General features: G+C 64.5%; 17 protein-coding genes. 9 read left to right on the top strand and 8 right to left on the bottom strand.

Annotated elements, in window-relative coordinates; genetic code table 11:
• Nucleotides 1-8: 8 nt before the first annotated feature.
• The 3 genes from ON00_RS00660 to ON00_RS00650 are packed head-to-tail and all read right to left on the bottom strand — an operon-like array spanning nt 9 to nt 3,463.
• Nucleotides 9-1,097: a zinc-binding dehydrogenase gene (locus ON00_RS00660; RefSeq protein ID WP_010402447.1), complete on the bottom strand. Its 1,089-nt coding sequence runs from the start codon at nt 1,095-1,097 to the stop codon at nt 9-11.
• A gap of 57 nt (nt 1,098-1,154) precedes the next feature.
• Nucleotides 1,155-2,261: an LLM class flavin-dependent oxidoreductase gene (locus ON00_RS00655; RefSeq protein ID WP_010402446.1), complete on the bottom strand. Its 1,107-nt coding sequence runs from the start codon at nt 2,259-2,261 to the stop codon at nt 1,155-1,157.
• Nucleotides 2,262-2,308: 47 nt separating this feature from the next.
• Entirely contained in the window at nt 2,309-3,463 is a 1,155-nt protein-coding gene (locus ON00_RS00650; protein ID WP_010402444.1) for an LLM class flavin-dependent oxidoreductase, read from the bottom strand.
• Between the two features lie 190 nt (nt 3,464-3,653).
• Between ON00_RS00650 and ON00_RS00645 the strand changes: the two genes are divergently transcribed.
• Both ON00_RS00645 and ON00_RS00640 read left to right on the top strand, forming a co-directional pair.
• Nucleotides 3,654-5,258, top strand: coding sequence for a class I adenylate-forming enzyme family protein (locus tag ON00_RS00645; protein ID WP_010402442.1), 1,605 nt, complete (start codon nt 3,654-3,656; stop codon nt 5,256-5,258).
• Complete coding sequence (locus ON00_RS00640; RefSeq protein WP_010402439.1) at nt 5,255-5,647, top strand: nuclear transport factor 2 family protein; 393 nt, start codon at nt 5,255-5,257, stop codon at nt 5,645-5,647. The genes ON00_RS00645 and ON00_RS00640 overlap by 4 nt, the downstream gene beginning before the upstream one ends.
• Here the strand turns inward: ON00_RS00640 and ON00_RS00635 are convergent.
• The gene (locus ON00_RS00635; protein ID WP_010402436.1) at nt 5,644-6,297 is read right to left on the bottom strand and encodes a TetR/AcrR family transcriptional regulator; all 654 of its coding nucleotides are present in this window, start codon (nt 6,295-6,297) and stop codon (nt 5,644-5,646) included. The two genes, ON00_RS00640 and ON00_RS00635, sit on opposite strands and share 4 nt — an antisense overlap.
• Before the next feature lie 152 nt (nt 6,298-6,449).
• Here ON00_RS00635 and ON00_RS00630 point away from each other — a divergent pair, with 152 nt between their 5' ends.
• Entirely contained in the window at nt 6,450-7,580 is a 1,131-nt protein-coding gene (locus ON00_RS00630; protein WP_010402433.1) for an LLM class flavin-dependent oxidoreductase, read from the top strand.
• Nucleotides 7,581-7,601: 21 nt separating this feature from the next.
• Here the strand turns inward: ON00_RS00630 and ON00_RS00625 are convergent, their stop codons facing one another.
• Nucleotides 7,602-8,291 carry a TetR/AcrR family transcriptional regulator gene (locus tag ON00_RS00625; RefSeq protein ID WP_154651245.1) on the bottom strand — a complete coding sequence of 230 codons (690 nt, stop codon included), beginning with the start codon at nt 8,289-8,291 and terminating at the stop codon, nt 7,602-7,604.
• A gap of 214 nt (nt 8,292-8,505) precedes the next feature.
• Here ON00_RS00625 and ON00_RS00620 point away from each other — a divergent pair, with 214 nt between their 5' ends.
• Nucleotides 8,506-9,174, top strand: a complete 669-nt coding sequence (locus ON00_RS00620; protein WP_211207093.1) for a DUF2889 domain-containing protein — start codon at nt 8,506-8,508, stop codon at nt 9,172-9,174.
• On the top strand, nt 9,171-10,301 hold the full coding sequence (ribB, locus tag ON00_RS00615) for a 3,4-dihydroxy-2-butanone-4-phosphate synthase (RefSeq protein WP_010402430.1): 1,131 nt from the start codon (nt 9,171-9,173) through the stop codon (nt 10,299-10,301). Before ON00_RS00620 ends, ribB begins: the two co-directional genes overlap by 4 nt.
• On the opposite strand, the gene ON00_RS00610 is transcribed toward ribB, so the two are convergent.
• The 3 genes from ON00_RS00610 to ON00_RS00600 are packed head-to-tail and all read right to left on the bottom strand — an operon-like array spanning nt 10,298 to nt 13,116.
• Nucleotides 10,298-11,542, bottom strand: a complete 1,245-nt coding sequence (locus ON00_RS00610; RefSeq protein WP_010402429.1) for an NAD(P)/FAD-dependent oxidoreductase — start codon at nt 11,540-11,542, stop codon at nt 10,298-10,300. The genes ribB and ON00_RS00610 overlap by 4 nt on opposite strands.
• Nucleotides 11,543-11,560: 18 nt before the next feature.
• Nucleotides 11,561-11,878: a 2Fe-2S iron-sulfur cluster-binding family protein gene (locus ON00_RS00605; RefSeq protein WP_010402428.1), complete on the bottom strand. Its 318-nt coding sequence runs from the start codon at nt 11,876-11,878 to the stop codon at nt 11,561-11,563.
• Entirely contained in the window at nt 11,875-13,116 is a 1,242-nt protein-coding gene (locus ON00_RS00600) for a cytochrome P450 (RefSeq protein ID WP_010402427.1), read from the bottom strand. Before ON00_RS00600 ends, ON00_RS00605 begins: the two co-directional genes overlap by 4 nt.
• Before the next feature lie 159 nt (nt 13,117-13,275).
• Between ON00_RS00600 and ON00_RS00595 the strand changes: the two genes are divergently transcribed.
• From ON00_RS00595 to ON00_RS00580, 4 genes are all read left to right on the top strand, one after another.
• Entirely contained in the window at nt 13,276-13,980 is a 705-nt protein-coding gene (locus ON00_RS00595) for a MerR family transcriptional regulator (RefSeq protein ID WP_010402426.1), read from the top strand.
• Between the two features lie 135 nt (nt 13,981-14,115).
• The gene (locus ON00_RS00590; protein ID WP_010402425.1) at nt 14,116-15,345 is read left to right on the top strand and encodes a cytochrome P450; all 1,230 of its coding nucleotides are present in this window, start codon (nt 14,116-14,118) and stop codon (nt 15,343-15,345) included.
• 15 nt (nt 15,346-15,360) lie between these two features.
• Nucleotides 15,361-16,371 carry an NADPH:quinone oxidoreductase family protein gene (locus ON00_RS00585; RefSeq protein ID WP_029622308.1) on the top strand — a complete coding sequence of 337 codons (1,011 nt, stop codon included), beginning with the start codon at nt 15,361-15,363 and terminating at the stop codon, nt 16,369-16,371.
• Nucleotides 16,368-16,907, top strand: coding sequence for a nuclear transport factor 2 family protein (locus tag ON00_RS00580; protein ID WP_010402423.1), 540 nt, complete (start codon nt 16,368-16,370; stop codon nt 16,905-16,907). Before ON00_RS00585 ends, ON00_RS00580 begins: the two co-directional genes overlap by 4 nt.
• Nucleotides 16,908-16,921: the final 14 nt, after the last annotated feature.

Here is a 16,921-nt window from a genome sequence, read left to right as displayed (position 1 = left end):
AGGGATGATCAAGCTGCGGCATGCTCGGGGTCGATGACCGCCTTGATGACCTCGCCCTTGTGCACTGCGTCGAGCGCGCGGCCGGCATCCTCGATCGAGAAGCGATGCGTGACCAAGGACGCCAGCGGAACCTCGTCCTGCAGCCGGGCCGCGAGGTGCATCGCTTCGTAATAATGCTTGGGCCGCGGGAAAGTCGCGCCGGCGATGGTGAGGTTCTTGGTCGTCATGTCGCGCGGCGAAATCGGCTGGGTGCCGATAGCGCCCCATAGGCCCAGGATGACGTAGCGACCGTGCGGCCCGGTCAGATCGACTCCTTCCGGGAACGCCGGCAGCACCCCGGCCGCCTCGACGACCAGCGAGGGTCCGCCCGGACCCGTAATATCGTAAATCTTGCGCTTACGCTCCTCGGGCGAGTCCTTGAGCGAGATAGTCGCGGTTGCCCCGAGCGAGCGAGCAACCTCGAGCCGTTGGTCGACGCCGTCGATGACGATCACGTCCCGCGCGCCGGCTTGCGCAGCGACGAGGATGGCGGACAGTCCGACCGGCCCTGCCCCCTGCACGACGACTGCCTCGCCCATCTTGACTGGACCGCAGCGGTCGAACCCTCGCAGCACGGTCGGCAGCGCGCAGCCGAGCGCCGCAACCGCGAGCGGGTCGGCGCCATCGGGCAGCTTGAAGAAAGCAAGGCCGTTCGGCAGCCAGGCATAGTCTGCATAGCTGCCCCAATTTGGCTTCTCCGCATGCTCGAAAAACCGCGAATTGTCACACGGCGTCTCGTTGAGCACGTTGCAGGTGTAGCAGCGATGGCAGGCTGCAATTGGCGACCAGTAGACGAGATCGCCGGGCTTGACCGGGACGCCGGCATAATCGGTCTCGATCCCGCCGAGCTTCTCGACCCGGCCGATCCCCTCATGGCCGAGGATGATCGGAAACGGCATGATCCCGGCCTCGCCGGTCGTGATATGAACGTCGCTGCCGCAGACCCCGCCGACGACGATCCTGACCAGCGCGCCGCCGGGCTCGGGATCGACCACCGGCACGTCCCAGGTCTCGAGCTTGTTCGGTTCAACGAGCACCGTCGCGCGGCCGGTCGCCATATCAGTCTCTCCTCAGGGCGCCGCCCGGCATCTCGGCCGGTGCGGCGATGATCGTGGTCAGGCGGTCTCGAGATCCGGCATGCGGACCTTCGGGCACACTTCGGTCGCGAGCCGGCGGAGCGATTCCTCCCACGGCTTGGGATCGTCGAGGCTGTCATGCTGGTTGGCGACGATCTGCCCCCACCCGCCAACCTGGTCAGCCAGTTTCTCGAGCTTTTCGATGACGGTCTCGGGCGAGCCGCACAGCACGACATGCTCCGCCAGGAAGTCCTCGTCGATATTCTCCGGCGTGATGTCGACACCGGAGTCGGCGATAATCCCGTCGAACAGGCGGAACTTGACGTAGATCTCCTTGAGATAGTGCTTCCACGTCCGCATCATGCCGCTCTTGAGGAACAGCCGCTTCGCTTCCGCATCGGTGTCGGCGATGAAGATGTCGCGGCACACCCGGTAGCGCTTGCGCTCGGGCTTGAACCCAGCCGCTTCCATCGAGCTCGCCCACGTGTCCCAGTGCGCGCGCATCTGCGGCGTGCCGCCGAAGAACGAGATCGGGCTGTAGTTGCGCGATCCGGCAAACTCCATCGACTTGGAATTCATCGACAGCGCGGTCACGGCGACTTCGAGATTCTCACGACCCCCGTACGGATTGTTGTTCGACAGCTCCACCCAATATTCGGGCATCGTGTCAGGGCCCGGGAAGCCGGCCTGATACCACTCGCCCTTCTCCTGGAAGGGCTTGCGCTCCCAGACGCGCTCCATGAGGCGCAGGACCTCGAGCTGGCGCGGCGGCAGCGGGCCGATATTGTCGTAGCCGTGCAGGATGGCATCGGTGTGGTGCCCGCCCGGCGCGACGCCGAGAAAGTAGCGGCCTTCCATCACCTGGCTCAGCCAGCCGATGCGGATCGCGAGTGTCGCGGGATCGTGATACGGCAGCAGGTGCGCCATCGGCGCGAAGCGCAGCTTCTTGGTGGTCTGGGCGCACGCGGCGATCACCGCCTCGGGCAGCGGAATGTTTTCCCAGCCGAGGGTGTAATGTTCGCCGATCATGTAATCGGCGTAGCCGGATTCGTCGCAGATGCGCGCGATATCGACCGCCCAGTCGAACACCTGGCGCGGCGTGCGCTCGGGTGGATTGTAAGGGGTCATGAATACCCCGCACTGCATAGCCATGGCCTCTCTCCTAATTCGATGTTTTTGCGCGTTTTAGATGATCAAACGAATGTGCCGGCGGCGTCCTTGGTCGCGAACCGCGGCGCCACCTTGCTGATGAACTTGTCCAGCTCTTCCTGATTGGCCTCGGGCTCGAGGTGACCCTGACCGAACATCAGGAACAGTTCGTCGAACCCGAGACGATCGTGCGCCTCGCCGATGCGGTCGGCGATCTCGTCGGCGCTGCCGATCAGGACGTTGGGTGGACGCTGGCCCATCGGGATGAACCATTCGTCCCAGAACCACATGTGCTCCTTCATCAGGTAATCGGCGCGGTCCTTGTCGTTGGTCAGCATCAGGAAGCCGCCCCAGGCCGATGCTTCCGAATTGGTGACCTGACGACCGTTCTTGGCGGCGGTGGCGATGTAGCGCTCGTTCAGCTTCTCGCAGAAGTCGAGGTTGTCCGAGAGCACGATCAGCTTGCCGCCCTCTTCCGCCCAGAAGTCGATCGTACGGCCCGACGCGGCGAAGCCCCCGTAAATCGGCGGGTGCGGGCGCTGATAGGGAAGCGGCGCGATCCCGATCTGCTGGACCCGCCCGTTTTCGTCCTGCCCCTTGCCGTATTTGGCGTAGGCAGGGTGGCCGCCGGAGCCGCCCTCGGGCGGGAATTGCCAATTCTCGCCTTTGTGGCTGAACACGTCGTTGGCCCACGCCTTTTTGACGACGCGCACGCCCTCCTCGAACAACGAACGATTGCGCGCGTCCTGCTCGTCGCGCGCCTTGACGTTGTCGGGCGTCGTCGCGCCGACGCCCTCCTTGATCCCGTAAGCATCGACCCAGCGGGCGTGATAGCCACGCGTGAAGCCGCAATAAAGCCGTCCCTGCAGCATATGGTCGAGCGTCGCGATCTCCTCGGCGACGCGCACCGGATTGTGCGTGGTCATGGTGTAGCCCATGATCCCGGCGTGCATCCGCTTGCAGTGCTGGCCGACGAACAGGCTGAACATCCCCGGATGGTTGTTCGCTTCGAAGCCCTCGATCTGAAGGTGATGTTCGGGCTGGCAATAGCCGTAGAAGCCAAGCTCGTCGGCGAGTTGGACGTACCCTTTCACTTCCTCGAGGAAGCGCTGATACAGTTCGGGCCGTTGACCGGCCATGCCTGCCTCGATCTCGTGCCGGCGACCTACGACGCCGGTCTGCATCAAGTGAAACTTCATTGCCTCTCCGCCCAGAATTCCGGTTCCGCTTGCGCGCCCCGCCCGTGGCCGACGTCGCGTCGACCACTCAATCCAACAGCGTTCAGGGCGAGTTGTCAACTCTTGTGTTGACGACAGGCGAGTCTTTTTTCATGTTTCCCCGAACACAGGCGATGGCCACGTCAACGGGCACGCGATGGAGAGGATGTAGATGAGCGAGATCATCGCCACTGAGGTTTCGACACTCGGCGATCTGGTCGTGCGTAGTGCGCACGAACACCCCGAGCGCGACGCGCTGGTCCTGCCGGGGCAACGCGCGACCTACGCCCAATTGCAAGCCGGCGCGGTTCGAGTCGCACGGTCGCTCGCCGCGCTCGGCGTTGTCCGCGGCGAGCATGTCGGCATCCTGATTCCCAACTGTGTCGAATATGCCGAGACCTTGATTGGGATCGCGCTGCTGGGGTGCGTCGCGGTCCCGATGAACGCCCGGCATAAATCCGCCGAACTCGGGTTCATCATTCGTAACGCCGACCTGGTCGCAATCGTCACGAGCGACCATCCCGACGATCCGGTATCCTTTCCCGACGTGTTGGCGGATGCGATCGGTGTGAATCGTCCCGCACGTCTCATGCATGTCGCGCTGGCGCGTGGCGCGGCGCGCGAGGGATTGATCGGTGCGCCGCAGTTTGCCGCGCTCGCCGACGCCGTGCCGCCCGAGGCCATCGAGCGCGAACGCCGTGCGGTCCGGGTCCGCGACCCGGCGCTGATCATCTATACCTCGGGCACCACCGCCAATCCCAAGGGATGCGTCCTGAGCCACGAGGCCGTGACTCGTGGTCCGGTCGAACGGGCGCGGTATCGCCTCAAGGTCGACGGCAAGGACGTGACATGGGGTGCGGGCCCGCTGTTCCACATCGGCACGCTGGCCCCGTTCATCGGATCGCTCGGCGTCGCAGGCACCTTTCTGACCGACACCTATTTCGATGCCGGGCGTGCGCTCAACTTGATGTACAAGGAAGGCGTCACCCTCGCCTGGCCTTGGTTCTCCGCCATCATGCAGGGCCTGATCGCCCATGCGGAGTTCGATGCCGCGCGACTGGATCGCCTGCGCTATCTGTTCATCATCGCGCCGCCGACGCTGGTCGACGAGGTGCAGCATCTGCTGCCGCAGACCGAAGTCATCCAGGCATGCGGCATGACGGAAACCGCGGGGATCTTCGCGCTGTGCGATGCCGACGAAACCGCTGAATCGCGTTCGAACACACACGGCCGCCCCTCGCCCGGGATCGACATTCGGATCGTCGACCCCGAAACCGGCGCGGATCTACCCGATGGATCGCTCGGCGAGATTCTGGTGCGCGGCTACAACGTCATGGACCAGTATTGGGCGGCGCCCGAGAAGACCGCCGAAGCGCTTACGCGCGACGGCTATCTGCACACCGGCGACCTCTACACTCGGCTACCGGGTGGCAGCCTCGTCTTCGGCGGTCGCTACAAGGACATGCTCAAGGTCGGCGGGGAGAATGTCGCCGCGATCGAGGTGGAAGCGTTTCTGGCGACCCATCCCGCGGTCAAGACCGCCGAGGTGGTCGGCCGCCCCGACGTTCGCCTTGACGAGGTTCCCGTCGCATTCGTCGAGCTGCATCCGGGCCACGCGGCCGATGCCGAACTGCTGATCGGTCACTGCCGCGGCAGGATCGCGAGCTACAAGGTGCCGCGCGCGGTCCATTTCGTCGCCGCCGACGATTGGCCCATGTCGGCGACCAAGATCGACAAGCGCGCGCTGCGCGAGCGTCTCAAGGAGCTCGAATCGTGACCGATCCGAAAGCCATCGTCGCGGACTTCTTCGCGGCGTTCTCGCGCGGCGACATTGCGGGCGTGCTCGACCGCATGACTGACGACGCGACTTGGTGGGTCGCCGGACGGATCGACGGCATGTCGGGCACGAACACAAAGGACGAACTCGGTACGCTCCTGCATCAGGTCCGTCCGCTCTATCGTGCCGGGGCCCTGGTCATCACGCCCAAGTCGATGATCGCCGAAGGCGACTGCGTGGCGGTCGAGGCCGCATCCCACGCTGAACTGGTCGCCGGCGGCGTCTATGCCAACGAATATCATTTCCTGATCGAACTCGCGGGCGGGCGCGTGCACCGGGTGCGCGAATATTCGGACACGCACCACATGCTCGAGACGTTCTCCGCCTAGTCCGCGATCGGCGCCTCGAGGCAGCGCACGATCTGATCGAGCGTGTCCGCGACGGCGGCGGCGAAGGGTTCGTTCCCCGCTTCCGCCCATTCGCGATCGCCGTGATGGACCAGAATGTGGACGAACATGAAACTCGCGCTGATAAGGCGCCGCTGCGCCGCGGCTTCCGACAGGTGCCCGAGGCGCTCGCGCAGCAAACCGAGCGTCATCGCCAGTCCGGGCGGCGTGGCAGAGGAGAATTCACCGAACCGTCGCGACCGTGCCCGCAGCAGATATTGCGACAGAAACCCGGCATAGCTGTGACGCCCGTCATCGTCGGGCAGTTCGAGCTGCGGCAAATAGATGATCTCGACCAGCGTGCGCAGGTCGTCGAGCCCGCCGCCCGCACGGGCGGCGGCGAGCATGCGGCCGCGGATCGGCTCCATCTGTACCATGCGGTGATCGAAGATCGCCTGGATCAGGCCGTCGCGCGACCCGAAGTGATACTGGACAGCGAAATGGTTGCGCTGCCCCGCTGCCGACGCGATTTCGCGAAGCGACACGCCGCTGAAGCCGCCTTGCGCGAACAGCCGCTCGGCGACGATTAGCATTCGAGTCTTGGCGTCGCCGGCCTCCGCGATCTTGTCCGCTGCGACTGCCTTCTTCGCCAAGTCCTCGTTCCTCGCTTTGGTCTGCCTTCCGGTAGCGCAAGCTGCGCGACGCGGCGATACCTCGTATGCAATCTAAGACAGTTGACTTAGAATAATTTCGGTGTCAGCTTCCTGTCAACATCCGCGCTGACGGATCTGGCAGGAGAGCGATCATGGCAATGCAGACCGGACTGATCTTTCATCCCTATATGCGCCCCGACCGGACGGCGCGTCAGACCTTCGAATGGGGAGTTCAGAGCTCGATCGCGGCCGACAAGGCCGGCTTCGACTCGATGATGATCTCCGAGCACGCATCCCAGATCTGGGAGAATATTCCGGCGCCCGAACTAATCATGGCGGCCGCTGCGCTGCAGACCGAGCGCATCAAGTTCGCGCCGATGGCGCACATCCTGCCGCACCATAACCCGACCAAACTGGCGATGACGGTCGGCTGGCTTTCGCAGATTCTCGAGGGCCGCTACTTCATGGGGATCGGCGCCGGAGCGTATCCGCTCGCCTCCTACATGCACGGCATCAAAGAAGAGGATCAGAATACCGAACATCTCAACGAAATGGTGCGCGAGTCGCTCGACATCATGGAGAAGATCTGGAAGCGCGAGCCGTTCTTCTACGAGGGCAAATATTGGGATGCCGGCTTTCCGAAGGAGGAAGTTGCGCTCACCGAGGAAGACGAACAGCACAAGCTCGCCAACTATTCACCCTGGGGCGGATCGTTCCCCGAATTTGCGGTCACTGGGTTCAGCCCCAATTCGCCGTCGATGAAGCTTGCCGGCGAACGCAATTTCAAGCCCGTCTCGATCTTCTCGGGCAAGGATGCGCTGAAGCGTCACTGGGACATCTACAGCGAAGCCAACATCAAGGCAGGTTTCACCCCCGACCGGTCGCGGCACGCCGTGTCGCAGACGGTGTTCGTCGGCGAAACCGACGCGGAGGCCAAGCGCGAAGTGATGGAGGGGCCGATCGGCTATTGCTTCACCCGCTATCTGATCCCGATCTGGCGCCGGTTCGGCATGATGGACGGCTTTGCCCGCGATTTCGGGATCGACCCGCTGAAGGCCGACCTCGAATTCCTCGTCGACAAGGTGTTCGTGGTGGGATCGCCCGATACAGTGGTCGACAAGATCAACACTCTATTCGACGAGGTCGGCGGCTGGGGCACGCTGCAGATCGAAAGCCATGACTATTACGATGCGCCCGAGCCCTGGTTCCGGTCGCTGGAGCTCGCTGCGTCGGAAGTCGCGCCGCGCATCAGCCTGCCGACGACGACGGCGAAGGCTGCATAGATCGCGTCGCCGCGCGCTGCGTCAGTGGCGCGCGGCCGACCGGTTGGACCGCGCCGGGGCGGCTTCCTCGGCCATGCCATTCGTGAAGATCGACCAGAACGCTTCGGCGACCTGTCGTCCGGTCATCGCCCGGCCCGGAATGAACCAGCGATGGGTCCAGTTGAGCATCCCGAACAACGCATTTTCGACCAGACGCACCGGGACGTCGTTGCGCAAATCGCCCTCGTCCATCGCCCCGCGGATAAACCCGAGCAGCATCTGATCGAACGACCGCGTCTTCTTCATGATCTCCTGCGCCCAGGCGGTTTCTTCCGATCCGACCTGATGCATCTGTTCCTGGATATAGACGAAGGTCGCGGGATAATTTTCCTCGTAGCTGATCATCAGCGACACGAAGATCGAATGAAGTCGTTCGATCGACCGCAACGATGCATCGGCGTGCAATTCTGTCGCCGCGTCGATACAGGCGTCGAGTACGCCTTCGACCGTCTCGTGGAACAGCTCTTCCTTGCTGCCCGTGTAGTAATAGATGGTCGCTCGATCGAGCCCGGCCTCACGGGCAATATCGGCAAGCTTGGTTGCCTGAAATCCCTGTTCCTTGAACAGCTTTGCCGCGATGCGGAGGACCTCGGCCCGTTTCGCCGCATAGTCCACGCTGCCGTCGGACTGCTTGGTCTTCCGCCGCTTGGAGATCTTGCTCGAAACCGTCATCGCCTCACTCTGCCCCGCCCGATGAAAAACGGCAACATGCAAGATCGTCAACACACGTGTTGATCGATCGGCCATTCGCGCGTATTCTCGCGCCATGAGCCTGGGTCACTTCCCTCTCAATCCCGAATACGGGTCCGGATGCTATCGGCGACTTGTCACGATCAGCCGTGACGAGCACTGCGTTCTCGCGACGGTGGACGACACGCATCATGCCATGTGGGTCCTGGTCGAGCATGACGGCTCGCACGTGACCTCGGTGGCAAGCGGGATCGAGCGCGGACCCGCCACGACGTGCCGGGGATCGAGCGCAGGGCTAGAGGCACTTGTCGGCCACCCGCTGGACGAGCGACCGACCGCGCGGCTTCTGCCGACGACGGCAAATTGCACCCATCTCGCCGATCTGGCCGCGTGGGCGCTCGCGGGAGCATCGCACCCCTCGATGGCGCGGGAATTCGAGATCATCGTGCCCGACGAGCTCGACGAGCCGGTCTGGGTGACGATCAGCCGCGACGGCCAGCTGGTACACAAATGGCTGATCAAGGACCACAAGATACTCGCACCCGACATGCTGGAAGGGCGACAGCTGATGCGCGGGTTCACGGCCTGGGCGCGCGACAAATTCGAGGATGATGCGCTCGAGGCGGCGCTGATGCTGCAGCGGGGCGTGTTCGTCGCGCGTGGCCGAACGCGCGTCGTCGACCTGCCACCGGCGATCCCGTTGCGCGCGGCGGCCGGCATGGCAAATGCCTGCTACAGTTACTCGGGCGACCGGCTCGAGACCGCTACCTCAATCGTGGGGTATGTCCGCGATTTCACATCGGGCGTGGTTCGCACGCCGCCGCCGCGCGACATCGTCGCGCGATTTGAAGGAAAAGGTTCATGACGCAGCATGCCGGCATCTCCCCGATAGAGGACATCATCGAGGATGCCCGCAACGGGCAACCTTACGTGCTGGTCGACGCGCCCGATCGCGAAAACGAAGGCGATGTCATCATCCCGGCGCAGTTCGCCACGCCCCGCCAGATCAATTTCATGGCCATGCATGCGCGGGGGCTCATCTGTCTGTCGATCACCGGCGAGCGGGCGGAACAACTCGAGCTCTCGCCGATGGCGAGGCACAATCAAAGCGGTCACGGTACCGCATTCACCGTCTCGATCGAGGCGCGCGAAGGCGTCACGACGGGAATTTCCGCGCACGACCGGGCGCACACGATCGCCGTCGCCATCGATCCGTCGAAGGGGCCGCGGGACATCGTGTCACCCGGCCATGTCTTTCCCCTGACGGCGCGCGATGGCGGCGTGCTGGTCCGCGCAGGCCATACTGAAGCGGCGGTCGATATATCGCGGCTCGCCGGACTCACGCCGGCCGGGGTGATTTGCGAAGTCATGAACGACGACGGGTCGATGGCGCGGCTGCCCGAGCTGCTGGAATTCGCGCGCGAGCACGGTTTGAAGGTCGGCACGATTGCCGACCTCATCGCCTATCGCCGTCGCTCTGAATCGCTGGTCGAGCGTGTTGCCGAAGCGCCGTTCGACAGCTGGTACGGCGACTTTCGCATCTACGTCTACCGGAACACGGTCGATGGCGGCGAGCATGTCGCGTTGGTCCGTCAGTCACCGCGCAAGAATGTCCCGACGCTGGTTCGCGTCCACCAGCTCGATCTCACCGCCGATATTCTGGGCTGGCGCGCGGCGCATCGTGACTATGTCCCGGCGGCGTTGCGCGAGCTCGCCGAGTTCGACGGTCCCGCCGTTGCCGTTTTCGTCGCCGATCCTAACCCGGCCTCGATTTCGGAGCGCGTGAAGGGCAATCGCAAAGAATATGCGGTGACGCACGGTCTGCGCGATTACGGGATCGGGGCACAGATCCTGCTCGACCTGGGAGTCGGCGAAATGATCCTGCTGACCTCGAGCCAGGGCAAGCTCGCCGCGCTGGAGGGTTTCGGTCTCACGGTCGTGGGCCGTCGGCCGTTGGCCGAACGCGGCGTCAAACTGGTCGCGGAGCGCTAGGCCGCCAACATTTCCTTGAGCGGCGTGGCATGGTCGGCCAGCTGCTCCGGCGCGATCGTCGCGCGCGCGACGACCAGCGCTTTGCCCTGGACATAGTCGCGGGTCGCGTTGAGGCAGTCGAGCGCGACGACCCTGCCCTGTTTGAGATAGACGATCGAGAAGGACCGCGTGGCCGGGTCGCCGCGCACGACCTCGGCATCATGCCCGGCGGAGATGCCAATAGTCTGCAGCCGGATATCGTACTGGTTCGACCAGAACCACGGCACTGCATCGTAGGGTTCGGCGGCGCCGGTAATGACCTTGGCGACGGTGGTCGCCATGTCGGTCGCGTTCTGGACCGATTCGAGTCTTATCGGCAGATCGTCGGCATAGGCGTTGGCATGCAGCGCGCAATCGCCGATCGCGAAGATATCCTGGAGGCTGGTCCGGCATTCGGCGTCGACCGCCACGCCGTTTACCCCTTCGGCCCCGGCGGCCAGCAGTGGCTGCACGGCCGGGACGATGCCGATGCCGACGATCACCAGATCGGCGGCGAGTTCCTCGCCGCCTGCAAGACGCACGCCGGTGACATGCGCTTCGCCGAGCACGCAATCGACAACGACCCCCAGGCGAACGTCGACGCCGTGCGCGCGGTGCTCGGCTTCGATGAATTGCGACAAGGCCGGCCCGGCGACGCGCGCCAGCACGCGATCCTGCGCCTCGAGCACCGTGACCGCCTTCCCCAGTTTCGAGAGTACGGCCGCCGCTTCGAGTCCGATATAGCCGCCACCGATGACCACGACTTTCGTGACCGACGGCAATTCGGCCATGATCCGATCGACATCGGCACGCGACCGCACCGAGTGCAACCCGACGAGATCGGCGCCGTCGCAGGTCATCCGGCGGGCATGCCCGCCGGTCGCCCATACCAGCTGCCCGTAGCCAAGCGGCGTTCCGTCCGCGAGGACGATCGCGCGCGCGCCAGGGTCCACGGCCTCGACCCGCTCGCCGAGCCGCATCGTCACGTTCTTCTCGGTCCAGAAGGCAGGCTGACGGATGAGCAGGCGTTCGAAAGGCTTGTCGCGGGCGAGATATTCCTTGCTCAACGGCGGACGCTCATAGGGCAGTTCGGGCTCTTCCCCGATCATCGCAATCGTGCCGGCGAACCCTCTCTGGCGCAGCGCGGCTGCCGCCTGCGCGCCGCCATGCCCGGCCCCTACGATGATCACGTCAAAGTGCTGTTGCGCGTCGCTCGCGTCCATCGCCCTCCCCTCGTCGTTTCAGTCTTCGGGTGCAATCGTGATGCGCAGTCCGTCGAGCGCAGCTGAGACGGGCAATTGGCACGACAAGCGCGAGCGATCGGTACGGCTCGACGAACTTTCAAGGAGATCGTCCTCGTCGGCGGACATCGGCGGAAGTTGCCCGACCGGATCGCGATCGACGAAAACATGACACGTTGCGCACGAGCAGCACCCGCCGCACAACGCCAGCAATTCGTCGATGCCGGATTCACGGATCGCCTCCATGACGCTGATCCCGTCCTGCGGGCGCAGTTCGTGTTCGACGCCCTCGCGCGTGGTGACCGTGATCGCTGTCATGAAGGGCGACCGCCGACCGGCCAGACGAGCGGGATGTTGTCGACCGCCGCGACGATGCCCGAGTGGAACACCGGTTTGGCGCCGGGCGCGAGGCCGAACTCGGGAATGCGGTTGAACCATTCCTCGAGCGTGCAGATGACCTCCATGCGGGCAAGGTGCATGCCGGCACAGCGGTGCGGTCCGCCGCCGAACGTCGTGTGCGACATGCCGCGTCGTTGGAGGTCGATCTTCCAGGGGTCCGGATTCTCGGCTTCGTCGAGACCGTGCAGCGCCGTCGGCAGCAGGATCATGTCGCCATGCTTCAGATTGACGCCCTTATACTCCTGATCCTTGGCGACCATGCGCGCCTCGGACACGACCGGGAAGCGCCGGAACATCTCCTCGGCGCTGCGCATCAGCTTGATCTTGTCGCCGCGCAATTCGGCGACCAGCTCGGGGTTGCGCGCCAGATGCAGCATCATGAACCCGAGGAAATTGACCACGGTATCGAGCCCGGCGAGCAGCAGCAGCGCAATCAACCCTTGCGCCTTGTCGTGCGAGATTAGCTCACCGTTGATTTCGGCGTTGACCATCACCGTAATGAGGTCGTCGCCCGAACCGCCGCGGCGGGCGCGGATGATCGGATCGACATAGTCGATCAGGCCCTTGTTTCCCGCATCGAGATTGGCCGCCATTTCCTCGGGCGTGTTGCCCTCGGGCCGCGTCATCATCTTGGCGAAGCGGCCGAGCACCTCAGCGTCATCCATCGGCAGGTCGGCCAGCGCCATGAAAACGCGCACCGGGAAGATGTGGGCGTATTCGCTGGAAAATTCGCACTGCCCGGCGGCGGCAAAGCCGTCGATCAGCTCGACCGCCACTTCGCGAACCTTTTCCTCGACCTGACGGATCTGGCCAAGGCTCAACCCCTTGTCGAGCGCCTTGCGGTATGGCGTGTGCTCGGGCGGATCCATCCGCGTCGGGACCATGTCGTAAAGCTCGCCAGCCTCCTTCGGCAGGAAGATGACCTCGCTCGAGAACCGCTCAGGATCGCCATAGATTTCGCGCACGGTCTGGCCGTTGGTGGCGATCCAGTGGCCGCCGGTGAACGGCGTCCAGATCAGTTCGGGCGTCCCGGGCTGCTGCACGCGTTTCCAGGCTTCGTGATAGCCTTCTTCGATACCGTCGAGTTGATACATGTCGATCTCGAACACCCGATCGTCGGGGACGTTCGCCGGCTGCGGCGCACGCGCGCGCGACATCGAGGGAGGTACTTCTTCCGGAACGGTGGCCACGGCGCTCTCCTAAGTCTTGCAGCCTTGAACCTTGGCTGTCATCTATGCGTGTGCGATACACGCACGGCGTGACGCGCGCAACGATTTTCAACACCGACGTTGATGAAAAAGGGCCGAACCGTGAGGATGCGCGAACTCGAGGAGCGAACCGGCGTCAACCGCGAAGTCATCCGGATCATGCTGCGCGAGGGCCTGTTGCCCGAACCCGTCCGCCCCGCGCGCAACAAGGCGGAATATGACGAAGCCCATGTCCGCGGCATCGCCGCGGTGCGCGAACTCCAGCAATCGTCGCGCATGACCCTGCGCGAGATCAAGGCCGCGCTCGATGGCGACGGTCTCGGCAGCACGCGGTCGGGCGCGACCTTCACGCACCTCGACGCCCTGCTCGGGGGCCTGTTCGGCGTCGATGAAAAGCCCGCCGTCGAAATCGCCGCGCTCGAGCAGCGCCTCCCCCAGGCCCGACGCGACGCGCTGGCGTTCGAGAGGCTGGGCATGCTCCGCGTCATCGACTCGCCGGGTGGCGGCGCGCTCACGCTGGGCGACGCTAGGCTGGTCGAGATCTGGGGCGCGATCCGCGAGGCGGGCTTTGTCGAGGAGGCCGGCTTCCCGCCGGACAACATTGCCTTCTATCTCGACGCGGCGCGCACGGTGGCCCGCCGCGAAGCGGAGACGTTCTTCGGCAACCGCCGCATTCCCATCGGCGAGGACGACGCGGCGCGCATGCTCCATATCGCGCTGCCACTGATGCTCGATTTCTTCGGCCAGCTCCGGCTCAAGTCGTTCATGCAGGAACTCGACCGGCGCAAGGCGGGCCTCGCCCAGCAGGCATAGAGACGGCTTACCGGCCCGCCGGTGGCGCCATCGGGACGGGCCGACAAACGTCCCGCAAATCGTCAACACAGTAGTTGACGACTCGTCGTTTTGACGTCAGCATTCTGGCAAAACGGAGCCGGGAGAGGATCGACGATGAGCGCCGCCGAAGAGATTCACACGCCACGACCGGCCCATGTGCCCGCCGACCGGGTGGTCGAACTCGACATGTACAACCCGCAAGGGATCGAGAAGGGCTATCTCGAGGCGTGGACGAGCCTTCAGACTGCCGACCTGCCCAGCATGGTCTGGACGCCGCTCAACGGCGGACACTGGATCGCCACGCGTGGCGAGCTGATCCAGGACATCTATTGCGACCCTGACCATTTCTCGAGCCACGTCATCTTCATCCCCAAGGCGGCCGGCGAGAAATACGCGATGGTGCCGTCGAAAATGGACCCACCAGAGCACCGACCGTACCGCGAGGTGGTCGACAAGGGGCTCAATCTGCGCGCGATCCGCGAGCGCGAACCAGCGGTGCGTGCGCACGCCATCGCCTTGATCGAAGCCTTTGCCGACAAGGGGCATTGCGATTTCGTCGAGGAGTTTTCCGGCGAGTTCCCCATCCGCGTCTTCATGATGATGGCCGATCTGCCGATGGAGGATTCACCCAAGCTGCGGGCGTTCGCCGCCGGGATGACCCGGCCCGAGGGCAACACGCCGACCGAAATGGCCGACGCGCTGGACCGCGCCAATCGCAGCTTCTTCGATTATGTCTCGCCCATCATCGACGCGCGTATGGGCGGCGACGGCACCGATATCCTGACGCTGTCGATCAACAGCCAGGTCAATGGCGCGCCGATGGAGCGCGAGAAGCTGCTCGGGATGGTGTCGCTCCTGTTGCTCGCGGGCCTCGACACGGTGACGAACTTCCTCAACATGACGATGGATTATCTCGGTCGTCATCCGGACAAGGTGCGCGAGCTGACCGAGAACCCGACCGAAATCCGCCGCGGTGTCGAGGAACTGTTTCGCCGATTTCCGCTGGTTGCCGCCGCGAGGATGGTCGCACATGACGTCGAACGCGATGGCGTCGAACTCAAACAGGGCGAGATGGTCCTGCTTCCCACCGCGCTTCATGGCCTCGATCCGCGCGTCAACGCCGACCCGTGGGAGGTCGACTTCCAGCGCAAGCGGCCAGCGCATTCGACGTTCGGCAACGGTCCGCACCGCTGTGCCGGGCTGCACCTCGCGCGGTTGGAGACAACGGTGATGCTCGAGGAATGGCTGAAGCGAATCCCGACCTTTCGCGTCGTCCCGGGTACCGGCCCGACCTATCACTCGGGCGTCGTCGCCAGCGTCGATGGCGTAAGACTGGAATGGTGACCGGCTAGACCGACCGTGCGCGCCCTCGTCTGCCACCAACTCGGTCCCCCCGAGCTTCTCGCCGTCACCAACATGGCGAGCCCCGTGCCGGGATCGGGGAAGCTGCGTCTGCGCGTCTCCGCGGCCGGGATCAACTTTCCCGACACGCTGATCATCCAGGGGCAGTATCAGCTCAAGCCACCCCTCCCCTTTGTGCCGGGATTCGAAGTGGTCGGCACGGTTGAGGAGGTCGGCGCGGGTGTCGACGGTTTCGCGATCGGCGATCGCGTGATGGCGCTGACCGCTTACGGGTTCGGTGGGTTCGCCGAGCAGGCGACGGTTCGCGCGGCCGAGGCAGTGCCGGTACCGGCAGGCCTCGACGATGTCGCCGCCGCCGCGCTCTACAGCGCCTACGGCACGGCGTTCCACGGTCTGGTGCAGCGCGGCATGGTCAGGCCAGGCGAGACGCTGGTCGTGCTCGGCGCGTCGGGGGCCGTCGGTCTCGCGAGCGTCGAGCTCGGCAAGGCACTGGGCGCGCGCGTCATTGCGGTCGGCCGGTCGCGGGATCGGCTCGTACTTGCTGCTAGCAAGGGTGCCGACGAACTTGTCTGCTACACGGACGAAACGTTCAAGCAGGACATCCTGTCGCTGACCGACGGCGCCGGCGCGGATGTGTGTATCGACATGCTCGGCGGCGCGGCGTTCGACACGATGTCGCGCGCGATGAACTGGGGCGGCCGTTTGCTGGTCGTCGGATTCACCAGTGGCGACATCCCGCGGCTCGCGACCAACCTTCCAATGCTCAAGGGCTATTCGCTCGTGGGCACCTATTGGGGAAGGTTCATCGACCGCGACCAGGCGGGCAACCGCGCCAATTTCGACACGCTCGCTGAGCTGATCGCCGCCGGAAAGGTCGCGCCGCACGTCGACCGCGTCGTGCCGCTCGAAGGCGTCCCGGCGGCGCTGCGCGCGCTGTTGAACCGCGAAGTCAGCGGCAAGATCGTCGTCGCGGTCACCCCGCAAATTTCAATGAAGGACCATCAATGAGCCGGGACGCCGAGATCGAGCGATTGCTCGACAAGCAAGCCATTTACGAGGTGCTCTGCGCCTATTGCCGCGGGGTCGACCGTTGCGATGTCGAGCTCGTCCGCTCGGTCTATCACGAGGACAGTTACGACGATCACGGCTATTGGAAGGGCCGCGGGGTCGATTTCGCGGCATTCGTCGTCAACCGGTTGAGCCTCGCCAATTCCGCGACAACGCACTCGATCACCAACATCCTGATCGATATCGACGACCGCGGGATCGCGCGCTCCGAAGCGCAGGTAATGGCGACGCTCGTGCGGCGCGATACCGATCCGGTGATCGCGGACGTGATGGGTGGCCGCTATATCGATCGCCTGTCCAAGCGCGACGGGGTCTGGGGAATCGACGAGCGTACCGTGGTGCTCGACTGGACCAAGGTCGAAACATGGCCGTCGAGCGAGGCCCCCGTTCCGCTCAAGGGTTTCACATGGGGAAAACGCGAAGACCGGCGAGATCCGATCTACTGGATGCTGTCGCGTAACACCCTGCAGGGTTGAAAGAGGAACCACCG

This window comes from Sphingomonas echinoides ATCC 14820 (genome assembly GCF_000241465.1).
GTDB lineage: Bacteria > Pseudomonadota > Alphaproteobacteria > Sphingomonadales > Sphingomonadaceae > Sphingomonas > Sphingomonas echinoides.
This window is presented reverse-complemented; position numbering and strand designations above follow the sequence as displayed.

Excerpts from the sequence above, each read along its gene's own strand:
- ON00_RS00660 (WP_010402447.1), bottom strand. The coding sequence starts at position 1,097 with ATGGCGACCGGCCGCGCGACGGTGCTCGTTGAACCGAACAAGCTCGAG.
- ON00_RS00655 (WP_010402446.1), bottom strand. The coding sequence starts at position 2,261 with ATGCAGTGCGGGGTATTCATGACCCCTTACAATCCACCCGAGCGCACG.
- ON00_RS00650 (WP_010402444.1), bottom strand. The coding sequence starts at position 3,463 with ATGAAGTTTCACTTGATGCAGACCGGCGTCGTAGGTCGCCGGCACGAG.
- ON00_RS00645 (WP_010402442.1), top strand. The coding sequence starts at position 3,654 with ATGAGCGAGATCATCGCCACTGAGGTTTCGACACTCGGCGATCTGGTC.
- ON00_RS00630 (WP_010402433.1), top strand. The coding sequence starts at position 6,450 with ATGGCAATGCAGACCGGACTGATCTTTCATCCCTATATGCGCCCCGAC.
- ON00_RS00625 (WP_154651245.1), bottom strand. The coding sequence starts at position 8,291 with ATGACGGTTTCGAGCAAGATCTCCAAGCGGCGGAAGACCAAGCAGTCC.
- ON00_RS00620 (WP_211207093.1), top strand. The coding sequence starts at position 8,506 with ATGTGGGTCCTGGTCGAGCATGACGGCTCGCACGTGACCTCGGTGGCA.
- ribB (WP_010402430.1), top strand. The coding sequence starts at position 9,171 with ATGACGCAGCATGCCGGCATCTCCCCGATAGAGGACATCATCGAGGAT.
- ON00_RS00610 (WP_010402429.1), bottom strand. The coding sequence starts at position 11,542 with ATGGACGCGAGCGACGCGCAACAGCACTTTGACGTGATCATCGTAGGG.
- ON00_RS00605 (WP_010402428.1), bottom strand. The coding sequence starts at position 11,878 with ATGACAGCGATCACGGTCACCACGCGCGAGGGCGTCGAACACGAACTG.
- ON00_RS00600 (WP_010402427.1), bottom strand. The coding sequence starts at position 13,116 with ATGTCGCGCGCGCGTGCGCCGCAGCCGGCGAACGTCCCCGACGATCGG.
- ON00_RS00595 (WP_010402426.1), top strand. The coding sequence starts at position 13,276 with ATGCGCGAACTCGAGGAGCGAACCGGCGTCAACCGCGAAGTCATCCGG.
- ON00_RS00590 (WP_010402425.1), top strand. The coding sequence starts at position 14,116 with ATGAGCGCCGCCGAAGAGATTCACACGCCACGACCGGCCCATGTGCCC.
- ON00_RS00580 (WP_010402423.1), top strand. The coding sequence starts at position 16,368 with ATGAGCCGGGACGCCGAGATCGAGCGATTGCTCGACAAGCAAGCCATT.